The organism is uncultured Methanobrevibacter sp., from assembly GCF_947169325.1.
Taxonomy (GTDB): Archaea; Methanobacteriota; Methanobacteria; order Methanobacteriales; family Methanobacteriaceae; genus Methanocatella.
This window is the reverse complement of sequence record NZ_CAMVPN010000072.1, coordinates 1-14,266: the sequence shown is the minus strand read 5'-3', so window position 1 is coordinate 14,266 and position 14,266 is coordinate 1. Positions and strand designations below refer to the sequence as shown.

Annotated in this window: 13 protein-coding genes; 3 read left to right on the top strand and 10 right to left on the bottom strand. The window is 34.7% G+C overall.

Annotated features, from left to right (window positions below):
• Nucleotides 1–7: 7 nt before the first annotated feature.
• From Q0W26_RS09470 to Q0W26_RS09455, 4 genes are all read right to left on the bottom strand, one after another.
• Nucleotides 8–2,722: a valine--tRNA ligase gene (locus Q0W26_RS09470; RefSeq protein ID WP_298524417.1), complete on the bottom strand. Its 2,715-nt coding sequence runs from the start codon at nucleotides 2,720–2,722 to the stop codon at nucleotides 8–10.
• A 105-nt stretch (nucleotides 2,723–2,827) separates the two neighbouring features.
• Nucleotides 2,828–3,091 (bottom strand): hypothetical protein, encoded by a 264-nt coding sequence (locus Q0W26_RS09465; protein ID WP_298524414.1) that lies wholly within the window; start codon nucleotides 3,089–3,091, stop codon nucleotides 2,828–2,830.
• Nucleotides 3,092–3,104: 13 nt separating this feature from the next.
• Nucleotides 3,105–3,446, bottom strand: coding sequence for a hypothetical protein (locus tag Q0W26_RS09460; RefSeq protein ID WP_298524411.1), 342 nt, complete (start codon nucleotides 3,444–3,446; stop codon nucleotides 3,105–3,107).
• A 41-nt stretch (nucleotides 3,447–3,487) separates the two neighbouring features.
• Entirely contained in the window at nucleotides 3,488–3,820 is a 333-nt protein-coding gene (locus Q0W26_RS09455) for a hypothetical protein (protein WP_298524408.1), read from the bottom strand.
• 200 nt (nucleotides 3,821–4,020) lie between these two features.
• Here Q0W26_RS09455 and Q0W26_RS09450 point away from each other — a divergent pair, with 200 nt between their 5' ends.
• On the top strand, nucleotides 4,021–4,377 hold the full coding sequence (locus tag Q0W26_RS09450) for a hypothetical protein (RefSeq protein WP_298524406.1): 357 nt from the start codon (nucleotides 4,021–4,023) through the stop codon (nucleotides 4,375–4,377).
• A 22-nt stretch (nucleotides 4,378–4,399) separates the two neighbouring features.
• On the top strand, nucleotides 4,400–6,058 hold the full coding sequence (pheT, locus tag Q0W26_RS09445) for a phenylalanine--tRNA ligase subunit beta (RefSeq protein WP_298524404.1): 1,659 nt from the start codon (nucleotides 4,400–4,402) through the stop codon (nucleotides 6,056–6,058).
• Nucleotides 6,059–6,215: 157 nt separating this feature from the next.
• Here pheT and Q0W26_RS09440 read toward each other — a convergent pair whose 3' ends face one another.
• Both Q0W26_RS09440 and Q0W26_RS09435 read right to left on the bottom strand, forming a co-directional pair.
• Nucleotides 6,216–6,620 (bottom strand): secondary thiamine-phosphate synthase enzyme YjbQ, encoded by a 405-nt coding sequence (locus tag Q0W26_RS09440; RefSeq protein WP_298524401.1) that lies wholly within the window; start codon nucleotides 6,618–6,620, stop codon nucleotides 6,216–6,218.
• Between the two features lie 61 nt (nucleotides 6,621–6,681).
• Nucleotides 6,682–8,370, bottom strand: coding sequence for a right-handed parallel beta-helix repeat-containing protein (locus tag Q0W26_RS09435; RefSeq protein ID WP_298524399.1), 1,689 nt, complete (start codon nucleotides 8,368–8,370; stop codon nucleotides 6,682–6,684).
• 393 nt (nucleotides 8,371–8,763) lie between these two features.
• On the opposite strand from Q0W26_RS09435, the gene Q0W26_RS09430 reads away from it, so the two are divergent.
• On the top strand, nucleotides 8,764–11,724 hold the full coding sequence (locus tag Q0W26_RS09430) for a NosD domain-containing protein (RefSeq protein ID WP_298524396.1): 2,961 nt from the start codon (nucleotides 8,764–8,766) through the stop codon (nucleotides 11,722–11,724).
• Nucleotides 11,725–11,799: 75 nt separating this feature from the next.
• Here the strand turns inward: Q0W26_RS09430 and Q0W26_RS09425 are convergent, their stop codons facing one another.
• The 4 genes from Q0W26_RS09425 to Q0W26_RS09410 are packed head-to-tail and all read right to left on the bottom strand — an operon-like array spanning nucleotide 11,800 to nucleotide 14,200.
• Nucleotides 11,800–12,024 (bottom strand): hypothetical protein, encoded by a 225-nt coding sequence (locus Q0W26_RS09425; protein WP_298524393.1) that lies wholly within the window; start codon nucleotides 12,022–12,024, stop codon nucleotides 11,800–11,802.
• Nucleotides 12,025–12,028: 4 nt separating this feature from the next.
• Nucleotides 12,029–12,718 carry a ribose-5-phosphate isomerase RpiA gene (gene rpiA, locus Q0W26_RS09420; RefSeq protein WP_298524390.1) on the bottom strand — a complete coding sequence of 230 codons (690 nt, stop codon included), beginning with the start codon at nucleotides 12,716–12,718 and terminating at the stop codon, nucleotides 12,029–12,031.
• Nucleotides 12,719–13,156 carry a UPF0179 family protein gene (locus tag Q0W26_RS09415; RefSeq protein WP_298524387.1) on the bottom strand — a complete coding sequence of 146 codons (438 nt, stop codon included), beginning with the start codon at nucleotides 13,154–13,156 and terminating at the stop codon, nucleotides 12,719–12,721.
• Complete coding sequence (locus tag Q0W26_RS09410) at nucleotides 13,157–14,200, bottom strand: NAD(P)-dependent glycerol-1-phosphate dehydrogenase (protein WP_298524384.1); 1,044 nt, start codon at nucleotides 14,198–14,200, stop codon at nucleotides 13,157–13,159.
• Between the last annotated feature and the right edge of the window lie 66 nt (nucleotides 14,201–14,266).

Sequence of the window (14,266 nt, the reverse complement as noted above, 5' to 3'; positions counted from 1 at the left end):
GAAGTAATTATCTAATTACTTCAACAATCATATCTAAGTTTTCGGATTGAAGGATGTCCACTTTTTTACCGGATGCCCCAACAATCTCCTTTTTGATATTCAGCATGTCTTCAGGAACAACAATATCGCCGATTGCAAGCTCATGATTTTCCTCTAAAACAGCACCGATTTCATCGATATCTGTTGATTTGAGATATCCAATGATTTTACCTGCATCACCTTTAAATGTTGGTCCGATTTGAGACATGTCAGGCTCGACTTCAATGATTTTTTCATGAACTTCAGGCTTTCCTGAACTGATTTCCAGGTCTTTGATTTTTAAAGTTCCTTTAATGTCATCATTGAACTGCTTGAATATTTCCACCAATGCTTCATCTGAAGTGTATACGTTTACTTCTGCAAGTTCTGCATTCAATGGGATTTTGGAAGCTGATTTGAATCTTCTGACTTCATCAATTAGCTCAACGGTGGTTTCACCTTTTTCTTCCATTTCAGAACTTATCAATTCTTCGTAAACTTCAGGCCATAATGTAGTATGGATTGATTCATCGCCGAAGTATTGGTAAACCTCTTCTGTAAAGAACGGTGCAATAGGCGCCATCAATTTAAGAGAAGTTTCAACGACTGTCCTTAATGTGTATTTTGCAGCCCTTCTTGACTCATCTGATACATCTGTGTATAATCTGTATTTTACAGCCTCAATGTATTCATCACAGAAATCGTGCCAGAAGAATCTTTCGATTGATGTAATGGTTTCTGCAAAGTTATAGTCAGCAAATGCCTGATCAACTGTTTTATTCAGGTTGTTCAATTTGGATAAAATCCATAAATCGATTGGTCCGAGATTATCCTTGACGTCTTCATAGGAAACCTCTTCATCGAATATCTGCATGCTGATGAATCTGAATGCATTCCAGAATTTTCTTAAGAACCTGTATCCGTGCTTAATGTCTTTCCAGTCAAAGATTACATCAGATCCAGGTACACTGTTTGCAGCCCATGTCCTTAACGGGTCTGCACCGTACTGTTCGATTACCTCTTCAGGTCCAACCACAAATTCAGGTCTTGATTTGGACATTTTGTTTCCGTCTTCACCGAACACCATACCGTTGATTACAATGTCATCAAACGGTTTTTGACCGGTTAGGGCTATGCATCTTAAAGTTGTGTAAAATGCCCATGTACGTATGATGTCGTGTCCCTGCGGACGAATGTCTGACGGGAAATGGTTCACATAATCTTCATCAGGCCATCCTGCAATGGATAAAGGTGAAATTGATGAGTCCATCCATGTATCAAGCACGTCATCTTCACCTATGAATTCTTTACAGCCGCATTCGCATGCATGTTTTGGCTTGTCGAGAGTTGGGTCAATCGGCAGGTCTTCAACGTCAGGCACTATTACTTTTCCACAGTCCTTACAGTACCATACAGGAATTGGGGTTGCGAATATCCTTTGTCTGGAGATACACCAGTCCCATCCCATGGAATCCGCCCAGTTTACCATACGTGATTTCATGTGGTCAGGCACCCATCTCATTTCATCTGCAGCGACTTTGGTCTTTTCGATTAAATCCCTTACTGCAACGAACCATTGTTTTTTAAGAAGAATTTCAACAGGAGTTTTACATCTCCAGCATTGTCCGACATTCTGGTCAACTTCTTCCTGTTTTAACAGATAGCCTTCACTGTCAAGGTCTTCAATTGTCTGTTTTTTACAGCTTTGAAGGTCCATTCCTTCATATCTTCCGGCAGCGGATGTCAGTTTACCGGTATCATCCATAATATTAATAACTTCAAGATCATACTTTTGAACCCAGCTTACGTCAGTCTTGTCCCCAAAGGTACAAATCATTACCGCACCTGTACCGAATTCAGGGTCAACCTCTTCATCAGCGATAATCTTAACCTTCTGGTGTGAAAGAGGCACTTCCACATATTTGCCTAAAAGGTGAGCGTATCTTTCATCTTCAGGATGGATTACGACCGCTACACATGCCGCCATCAGTTCAGGACGGGTGGTTGCAATCAGAATACCTTCGGTTTTGGCGTCAGCCTGCTTTCCGGACTCCTGTGAAGAAGCAATATCATCATATGAATCTTCAACAGCAGGAGGGAAGTTTACATAGTTCAAGAAAGTAGTGTTGTCTGAGTATTCAACTTCTGCAAATGCAATTGCTGTTTCACAGCGAGGGCACCAGTTTACAGGGTGATTTCCCTGATAAATCAGTCCTTCTTCGTACATTTTCAAAAATGAGTATTGGGTTTTTCTCATGTACTCAGGAGTCATTGTTACGAACTCACGGGTCCAGTCCTGGGAATATCCCATTGCCTGCATCTGCGCTTTCATCTTTGCAATGTTGTCTGTGGTTAAGTCAACACAATACTCTCTGAATTTAGCCCTTGAAACATCATTTTTCTTGATTCCATGAGTTTCTTCAACTTTAACTTCAGTCGGAAGACCGTGGCAGTCCCAACCCTGTGTAAACAACACGTCGTGACCTTTTTGTCTTCTGTATCTTGCATTCATATCAATGTAAACCCAATTCAATACATGGCCCAGGTGAATTGAGCCTGTTGGGTATGGTGGGGGAGTGTCAATAACATATCTAGGACGAGATCCATCTCCAATGTATTTGTAGATGTTTTCATCTTCCCATTTCTTCTCCCATTCCTTTTCTTTTTTAAAATCATAGTCTTTAGGAATCTCTTCTTTTGACATATATTTTCTCCTAAAATAATTAAGTAAAAATAATATTATTAATTATATTGTTTATTATTTAAAAAAGTAATTATAAAATTAGTGTTTGAAAAAAATATTACTGAATTATAGGAAAAATAAATCAAAATCTAAAGTTTCTCTTTTACCATCCAAAAATTCATAATAAATTTCTTTTAAATTAGGAGTTCTTTTTTCAACTAGGTGCTTATATTTTAAAAAATCATTATATTCCTTAAAATTATCATCTTTCAAATCATTAAGAAATTCTTCTAATTTTTCAACAGATATTCTTTTTAAACGATATGATTGTAAAAGAATGCCATATTTAGAGGGTTTTAAACCACTACAAAAACCATCTGAATTAAACATTAACGAAACCTCCTTATAACTCAATATATATTTCATAAATATTATACTTATTGAATCTAAAATTAAACTCATTAACAAATTTTAAATTATTTTGCGAAATGAATCTATCATAAATCTCCAATTCCAAGTTTTTACGTGCAGATTTAGAGATATCCTTATTAAACAATTGATCAACTTCATCACCTTTTTCAGAATAAAAACATAAATCAATATAACCATTAAATAATTCTAAATCATGAATCAATTGAGTATGATTTTTAAATTTATATTCAAATATTAAAAATCCAATATGATTTTCTGAAACAATAGCAATAAATTGACAATTATTTTTAATCGCAGTACTAATATCCCCCAAAGAAGGAATTATTGCCCCAAAATAATGATTATGACAAATAATTAAAATATTATTTTTTCACCTTCTTTTTCAACGTTACTTGTTGTACTAACATTATCCCCCTTACCTTCAATTAAATCTGCAATTAATACATTATTTTTTGTTAATGCAGTTAAATATTCATTTTTAACAGATTGTGTATTAATTAAGTGATACATTGCAATTAAAATTGCATGTTTAAACTTTGGATACTTTTTAATAACCATTTCAAGCAACTCCTCAGAGGGCGGAGGAACAAATATCTCTTCTTCAGAATCATCCCACTTAAAAGAGGGCATTGGATTTAATCTAGAGAAAATATTTTTTAGTCTTGAAAAAGCTTTTAATTTTACCATTGCCAATTCACCTAGTAAAACTATAATCTTCAAAGCATATAAAGCATTCAGTTCTAAATCAAAGCAATTTTACGAAGCCATAACAATTTTACAGACCTACAGCAATTTTACGAAGTGAGAACAATGAAAAAATAGTTAACTATATTATATAATAAAATCAAATTATTAATATTATCAATCTATAAAAGGACTGTTAAACAATGAATTTATTATGGTTTTATGTTGCTATTATATTGGCTTTAAGCGATGTACTGCACACACAACTAATGTGGAAGGTTTTAAATAACTTTTACATTATTCTAGGTGGTCTCATCCAGCAGACCACAAAGACAACCTGGCAGACATGGCTTGCACATGAAATAATGGAAGCAGGATTCCATTTCATAGTGTTATCAATAATATTCTTAAACCCAGTCATTGGAATTCTAGCAGCCCTTATTCATTTTGTTATTGATGTTACCCATACAATATTCATACGCAATATGGGTGAATTAGAACATAGAGCACTTCACTTTGTTGTTGAATCTCTATTTTTCATTTTAATTTATGGATTTTAAAAATAATCAATGGAGTTATTAAATGCCAGTAATTACATTCAAATACCAAGATTTAAAAGATTTAGGAATAGATATGGAAAAAGATGAACTGATAGACACATTACCTATGATGTCCAGTGACATTGAAGACTTTGACGATGAGGAAATCAAAGTGGAATTCTTCCCTAACAGACCTGACAACCTGTCTGTTGAAGGAGTAGCTAGATCTTTTAAAGGATTTATTGGCCAGGAAATCGGATTTCCAGATTACAATGTTGAAGAATCCGGCGAGTATGTTGAAGTTGATGCTGACGTTGCCAAAATCAGACCATACATCGGATTTGCCAAAATAGACAATGTGGACTTTTCCGGCGATAAGCTCAAATATGTAATGGATTTCCAGGAAAACCTTCACTGGGTAATCGGAAGGGACAGGAAAAAGGTTGCAATCGGTATTCACAATGCAGATGTCGTTGAAGGTCCTTTCAAATACATTGCAACTCCAAAAGATGCAAATGCATTCGTCCCACTGGAAAAAGAAGACGAAATGACTCCTGATGAAATATTGACCGAACATGACAAAGGTAAGGCATATGCCCATTTGATTGAAGACTTCGATAAATATCCGTTGATTTTAGATAAGGACAATAATGTATTGTCAATGCCGCCAATCATTAACGGTGAGCTGACAAAACTCAAGGAAGACACTCATAACATTATTGTTGACGTGACTGGAACTGACGAAAGGGCTGTCAATCAGGCATTGAACATCATCTGTTCATCCTTTGCTGAAGTCGGAGGTCAAATCAAATCCATGGAAGTGAGATACGTAGATAAAACCATCAAAACTCCAGATTTAACTCCTCAAGAACAGCTTGTCCATGTCAATACCGCTAACGAACTGATTGGTGGAACCAACCTTACTGCTGATGACATTAAAGGATTGCTTCTAAAAGCAAGATTTGATGCTGAAATTATCAATGACAATGAAGTGAACGCAATCATTCCTGCCTACAGAGTAGACATATTGCATGAAGTGGATGTTGTTGAAAACATTGCCGTCCAATATCACATCAACAGTGTTGAAGCCAAATTACCTGACATTAACACTGTAGCTTATGAAAATAACTGGTTTAAGGCAGAAAGTACCATTCGTGAAGTTATGGTTGGTTTAGGATTCCAGGAAGTAATGAGTTTGATGCTTACAAATGAAGAGGCACATTATGAAAAAATGAATCAGGAAGAATTGCCACATGTTCAGGTTGCAAGACCAATTACAATCGACAGAACAATGATTAGAACCAGTTTAATAAACAGTTTAATGGAATTTTTGGAAGACAACAAGCATGAAGACCTGCCACAAAAAATATTTGAAATCGGTGATGTATTATACTTAGATGAAACCAAAGAAAACAAAACAGTTTCCTCTAAAAAACTGGCTGCATTGATTTGCCATTCAACCGCCAACTTTTCCGAAATCAAATCTGTAATAACAAGCGTTTTAGCCAATTTAGGATATTCAATGGAAATATCTGACAGTGAAAACAAAACATTCATTGCAGGAAGAGTGGCTGACGTTACAGGAGAATCCGAAAAAGGTAGTATCAAAGGTTTCTTCGGTGAAGTCTCCCCTGAAGTAATTACAAACTTTACTCTGGAATACCCTGTAATTGCATTTGAAATCGAATTCATCAACAGATGAATTCTTTAACCATTTTTTAATACCACAATTTTCTCATGTCGGTTTCCATCTGAGAGAAATTATTCACTACATGAGAACCATCATAATTATAGAAAACAAGTATGAAAATTAATAGGAGAAGTATAATTACTATTAAAAATATTGTCCATTTCTTCAATTATTCACCAACCATTGTCAAAGTTACTGTTCTGTTGCGTCTTGGGCCATCTAATTCTATGAAAAAAACAGATTGCCATGTGCCCAAATCAATTTTTGAATTTTTTATAGGCAAACACTCACTTGAAGATAGCAAAAACGATTTCAAATGTGAACTGGCATTATTGTCAATTCTGTCATGCATATAGCTGAATTCATCTGAAACCAAATTTGTAAGCATGAATTCCAGATCATTTAAAAGTCCAGATTCATTTTCATTAACAACAATGGATGAAGTGGAATGCTTTGAAAAAATAGAGATAATGCCTTCGTCAATGTCAATTAACTCATTAATCTGAGAAGTGATGTCAATAATTTCGAAGTTTTTAGACGTGTCAATTTTTAAAGAATGAGTTCTGATTGTCATTATTAATTAATTTATTAAAACTCGTTAATATAATAATAGAAAAAATAAAGGGAACTTTTTATTATAATCCTTCTTCATTATCTTTGCGCCAATATCCGTAAACTAAACAACCAAGGATAACTAAAATACTTAATACAACCAAACCAGATGTATTTTGGAGCTCTTTTGAAGTTGTGACTGGTGGAATAATTTCATATGCCTTTCCTTCCTTGGAAGCCTCACCACTTCCGGTATCCCCAGCATCCAAATCTCCATTGGATAATGCATCCTCACCATTATCAGAGGTATCTTGAGATGGAATATCAGAACTGTTTGTTCCATAATTGCCTTCATTATTTGAATTTTTTATATGTGACCCTATGGAATTTCCGCCTTGGGAGTTGCCTTGTGAATTAGAGTCTCCTTGAACATCAGAGGTTCCATCAGTTCCATCATCATTTTGAAACCCAATTTCACCTTCAGATGATGAAGACCTAGAATCTTTTGCGTCACCCTCGTCTCCAGATGCATGGTATTTGTATTTTACTAGTTCTCCCCCAATTTCCACTTCCACATCATATTCAACATTAGGATCAAGTTCAGCATCGATGACGGCTTTGCCGTTTACAAATGTTGCAGTATATTGGTTTCCCTTTACATTGACATTAGTTTGGAATGTGGCAAACTCCTCAACGGCTTTTCCGGAAGCATCCCTCATTTGAAAACCAAGGGAATTACTTATTGACCATGTGTCTAACTTCATTAAAGATGCTAAAAGTCTAGGACACACAAAAGTATTTGTTGGGTCGGTTGAATCATACCAGTTTTGGCCCAATTCAAAATTTTCGTTTTCCCAGTAGTTTTTAGCCTGATAAAATTCGTTATGAGCCAAATAATTATAGTCCACTTTAAGAATTGAACTTCCAGAGCTTTTAAATCCACTACCCAATAAAAAACCATTTCCTGTTTCAAATCCACCCATAGTGGAACGAGGATCCTTTCTACTGTAGGTCATTGAATTGGACTTGACAACATCATTTGAAGATGTAGAATTGATATAAATTCCATTAGTGTTTTCATAAACGTTATTATAATTTATTATATTGTTTGAAGAAACGCCATTTACAGTAATTCCGTTTAAATCATTGTGATGGACAGTATTATTAGTAATATTTGAGTAATGCATATTTTCCGCTTCAATACCTGATTTTTTGTTGTATGAGACTACATTTTTCTCAATTAAACTATCACCAATGTTTTGAAGTTTTAAACCACTATCTTCTGCTTTAGAAATGTCAGTATTGGAAATGGTGATTTTACTGGAATCCTTAATTAAAATTCCGTTTTGCCCACCAACGACTTCATTATCTCTAATTTGAACATCTTTTGCATTATCAACAACAATGCCATAATCACTATTCGAAGCCACAATTGTTATTCCTGACAATATGCTTCCAGCAGAAGCTGATGTGAAATAAAATCCAAAAGTCTTATCTATTCCCAAAGCTTTAGCTTTTTCACTTACATCTCCAGAGGTGTAGACAACACTATCCTGTTTAGAGATTATATTTAATTTCTTATCTACGACTAATGATAAGTCATTATATTCGCTTTCCGTAAACTCAAAGGTATCTCCACTTTTTGCATTGTCAAACAATGATTGTATGTCATCATTTGATAGGGTAGAAGTTATTGTCCGATAATCACTACTATGCGAAACGATAGTAACATTGCTATCTTGGACATCAGTTGCACTAACTGAAGAAACCAATAATAACATTAATAATGATATTAAAAAAATATTTAATAGATTTCTACCCATATTTAAAACTTCCAACACTTTATTTTTATAATTAAAGATTAAAATTGAAAAATTTTTATCAATACTGAAAAAATCATCAATATCTAAAATTATGATTAACGATTATAATTATGATGTTAAATATATATAAATCTAACTTATTTAACTTCGTTATATAAAAAAATAATAACAATATAAGTGAAATTGCACCAAATTAGATGCATTAACATTGTTATATTGATGATTTTCAGTATTTTAATTTAAATAATATAAAAATCAATATATAATTAATTGCTTATCGTGAAAATTTATTATCATAAATTCATTTAAGTAATTAATATAATTAATTTAAAGAGGATAAATATGAGTAGAAAGAGTTTGATATTAACTATAATGTTAGTATTTATGATATTCATAAGTATTTGCGCCGTATCTGCTGTTGATAATGCAAATTCTGACAGTATTAACGATACGCCAACTACTTCAGAAATTACAGTTAATACAACAGATACCAATGACCAAATTCAGGAAAAAATTAACAGTCTTAACGATGGAGATATTTTAAACTTCGAAAAGGGAGACTATAAAAACATTTCATTATATGTAAATAAAAGCATTACAATTAACGGTAATGGTGCAACCCTATATGGCTACGATACATTATCAAATGCCACAATCAACCCAATAATACAAAACAAAACAACTGAAGGAGGATATGCCATTACCAATCTTGCAACTTTATATATTCTTAAAACCGACGGATTAATCTTAAAAGACATCAATTTCATTGCAGGTGCAAATAGCGGAACTGACAAAGGAGCGGATTCAAGATACAGCAACTGTGTAATATACAACTATTTCTCAAATAGAACAACAATTACAAACATTACTGTCAATGGATGCTCTTGGGGAATTTGGCTTCAAAACTGTGCAGACACAATTGTAGAAAACAATAAAGTAACAAACCAAGGAATAACTGGAATTTTCAGTTTCCAATCACCAAGAAGCATCATCAGAAATAATACCGTGAAAAATGCGAAAAACCATGGTATTGATGTAAGACACCAAGCAGGACCTAATGCTAAAGTTATTAACAACACAGTGATTGGATCTAAAGAGGGAATTTATTTATTACACTCAAAAGGACATACAGTAACTGGAAATGAAATCATAAATTGCAGTTTAAGTTCAGTGACCTGTTGTGGTGCAAGCAACATCAACATTTACAATAACAAATTCAAAAATTCAAGAATAGGCATTCTTTTAGGAGGAGGTGCTCCGGTAGGAGGCACATACACCGGATACAACAATATTACCATAGGTTCAAACGAATGGAAATTCGATAAATTACCTATGCCTCCTTCATTTGAATTCTATGTTGCCGAAGCAAAAGGGGATTATGCAAGTGCCAGTGCCATGATGGGCACATACACCGATAGCGAAAAATCCAACATAACATATGTGGAATATGCTGGAATTGAAACTCCAGAACCAATTGCTGTAGATTACGACACACTTTTAAAACTTACCGGAAACAACGTGACAATAACTGCGGGAATGAACAATACCGAAATTCAAAATGCAATAAATGGAATGTCAGATGGAGACACATTAATCTTTGAGAAAAATGCAGTATTTGAAGACATTTGCATCTACACCAATAAAAATATAAAAATAATGGGAAATAATGCAACTTTAAAAGGATTAAGCACTGCAGACACATCAATTATTCTGGCATCAAATATACCTGATTCATACACTGCAAAACAATATGCAGCTGTACTGTACACTCTCAACAACACAGGTGTTGTAATAAGCAACCTAAACATTATAAGCAATTACCCGAATTACTCTAATGCAAACAACAATGAATATAAAACAGCATGCATCTTTGCGGAAAACAGCAGGAACCTAACAATTACAGGATGCAAAATTAATGGCGCATCATGGGGATTATTTGTAGGATTCCAGAAAAACGGTTGCCCAAATTCAATAATTACAAACAATATTGTGACTAACCAATATACAACTGGAATAATCTGTTTTGGTTCTAAAGAGTCAATAATCGCAAATAATACCGTGACAAATGCCAAAAACCATGGAATTGATGTAAGATTCCTGGCTGGAGGACAAGATGTTACAGTATTCAACAATACAGTTTTCGGCGCAAAAGAAGGAATTTACCTTCTGCATTCATATGGACATAAAGTCTATCAAAATACAATTTTAAATTCAAAAATAAGTTCAGTAACATGTTACGGATCATACAACGAATACATTTTCAACAATACATTCAAAGGAAGTAGAATTGCAATATTACTTGGTGGAAACTATTATCAGAATGTAACAATCGGCCCTAATTCATACACTCCAGACAAGTTACCTTTCCCACCTACATTTGAAAACTATGTAGTGGTTGGAGAATATAGGTATCAAAGCTCAGAAGGAGTTATTGGAGTCTACAGCGACTCCCAAGCAGTAAAGTTAACTGCAAATGATGTGACTGTCGGATACAAAAAAGGAACTTTTGAAATTACTTTAAAAGACAGCAAAGGCAAAGCAATTGCAAATAAACCAGTAACTGTTACTATTGCAGACACCAAATATGATATTACAACCGATGCAAATGGTGTCGCTTCTATCAACTTAACATTAACAACCGGAAACTACACTGCTACAGTACATACCGTAAGTGATTACTATAACAAAGCGGGAAATGCTGAAGCTACAATTATTGTTAATGATGACAGAACTGTCCCTGCTTTAACTGCAAGTGCGAAAACAGTATACCTAAAAACTATTGCTTCAGGTTACAAATATTCAGTAACTCTCAAAGATGCTTCCGGAAAATCTTTAGTTAACAAAAGCATTACCGTTACATACAATGGTAAAACTTACACAGCAACCACCAATAAAAATGATGTAGCTACTGTAACTCTCAAAGCTACTGCAACAGGATCTAAATCTGCAACCGTCAAATTTGATGGTGATGATGAATACAAAGCAATCAGCAAATCCGCAACTATCAAAGTCACCAAAGAAGCATCCAAAATAACAGCAGCTAAAAAGACATTTAATGTAAAAACTAAAACTAAACAATACACAATTACTTTAAAATCCAAATCTGGAAAAGCAATTGCAAAAGCTAAAGTTACTATCAAAGTTAATGGTAAAACATATAAGGCAACTACCAACTCAAAAGGTAAAGCTACATTTAAAATTACCAAATTAACTAAAAAAGGAACTTTCAAAGCTACTGTTAAATTTACAGGCGACAAGTACTACAGCGGAAAAACTGCAAACGTAAAAATAACAACTAAATAAGGGATTTGATAATCTCTTATTATTTTTCTTTTTTTAACTGAAAACCATCAAATAAACAAAAAAAAGTAGAAAAAATTAGTATAAATTTCTTCTATTGTATGCAATATATATTATGAATATTCCAATTAAAATCAGAACTATTTGCGGGAATATTGCAAAAAATATTGCTGGAATAATCTTTAATTCTGCCAAAAGCCACAAAACACCATATATTACAATTAAAGCACCAAATAACATGGCTATTTTATAGCCGATATCTCTTAAATCGGGAAGTGGCATTCCCCCACTATTGAATGGCATATTATCATCTATAACTCTTTGTGCCGTCTTCAGTTCCGACAATGACCTTATCCACCATCTGTGAAAAGATTCCGTTTTCAACTACACCAGGAATTGAGTTTAAATCAATTTCTAAATGTGCGGGTGATTCGATTTTGTCAAATTTGGCATCAATGACAAAGTTGCCGTTATCGGTTATTACCGGACCGTCCTTTCTTTGCGCCATTCTGATTTCACATTTAGCACCCATATCCTCAAGAGCTTGTATTACCATTCTAGATGCATCAGGCAGCACTTCAACAGGAACCGGGAAATTACCTAACTCTTCAACACATTTTGACTCATCCACAATAACAATGAACTCTTTTGCAGCATAATCAACTATCTTTTCTTTTGTGTGGGCTGCACCGCCACCTTTAATAAGGTTAAAATCACCATCAACCTCATCGGCACCGTCCACTGACAAGTCAATGTCGTGCTCTTCCAAGGTAGTTATTGGAATATTCCACTGTTTAGCAATCAGCAATGACTGGAATGATGTTGGAATTCCCATTACATTTATTCCTTCATCTTTGATTCTCATACCCACTTTTTCTATAAAGAAATGTGTTGTTGAACCTGTACCAAGTCCTAAAACCATTCCATCCTTAACATATTCTGCAGCCTTGTATCCTGCATTTTTTTTACTAGAATTATTGCTACTAGCATTTTTCATTTAAATCACAAACCCCAAAGTAAGTTTATTAAGAGTATAACCTTTTTCGCATTCCTTATGCTTTCCATCGTTTTTCAATACAATGCATTTGTCATTTTCCTTAAGCCCCTCAGGGAAACACAAGTCATGAAACTCGCAAGTTTCCTCATCACAGTCAGGCGCATTGAATGTAAATGTTGATCCTTCAAAAATGCTTTTAGAATCAGTTAGTAATGGTATTTTTGCCCTATCAACTTCTACGGGAATCACAGTCTCTTCAGCATGTATCGGACATTTCTGTTCATTGTCCTTTACATCAATTATTTCATATTTTCTGCCTTTTTCCAGGTTTCCAACACAAGATGATTTAAACCTGCAATCGTCACATGCTTCAGCCGAACCTAGAAAAACGAATTCCTGACCTTTTTTCGCCAAACTTTTACCAATCAATGTAATCATTTAAATCACCTCTGTTTTATAGGCCATCTCATAGGCTGCGTCCCTGCAGATTCCATTGTCGCCTAAAATTGTGTACCTTTCAGGTCTGATTTCATGAGCCATCATCAATGCATCTATAATGTCATCTTCAGCAACACCAATTTCCGCTGCAGTGGTTGGAGCCTGAACCTCTTTTAGAGAGTCCCTTATGTATTTCCAGTCACCACCATGAAGATACATCATCATTATTGTACCTATACCGCATTGTTCACCATGCAATGCAGGCTTGTCCAGAATCTTGTCAAGCGCATGGGAGAAGAGATGCTCAGATCCGCTGGCAGGTCTTGATGAACCAGCTATACTTATCGCCATCCCCCCACTAAACAAGGATTTCATGACTATCCGTGCACTTGGCTCGAGATTAGGCTTGATGTTGGCAATATTATCAGTAATCAGATGAGCAGACATTATAGAAAGTGCCGCAGCGGATTCACTGAATGATTCATTTTTTAATCTGTGTGCCAATTCCCAATCCTTGATTGCTGTGAAATTGGCCATCAAATCAGCACATCCTGCAGCCAACAGCCTGAATGGAGATTGAGCAAGGATTTCAGAATCTGCAATAACCGCAATTGGTGAGTGAGCCCTCACGGATATTGAAGTGTCGGGATTTTTTATTGATGCCATAGGAGATACAATACCATCGTGTGAAGCTGTAGTCGGCATGGATACGAAATAAACGCCCTGATTGAATGAAGATAATTTGGCCACGTCAATAACCTTTCCACCGCCGACACCCAGGACTGTGGTGTCAGGTGTGATTAATTCTTCAACTTCAGATATTGATTCTTCAGATGCATTATTGACTTTAATCACATCATACTCAATACCATCATTTTCAAGGCTTTCGATTACAGGTTTTGCACCTACATCATATGTATGGGCACCTGTAACGATTAAAATCTTTTTATCTAAATGCAGAGATTTACAGATAGCAGCAGTATTCTTTACAATACCTGGATCAATGTAAACTTCACGAGGCATTTGTATTTTCCTTTCACTCATAATATCTCCTAAAATCAAATTATACATTAATATATATGTATGAAATAATTATAAATAACTTTCTTT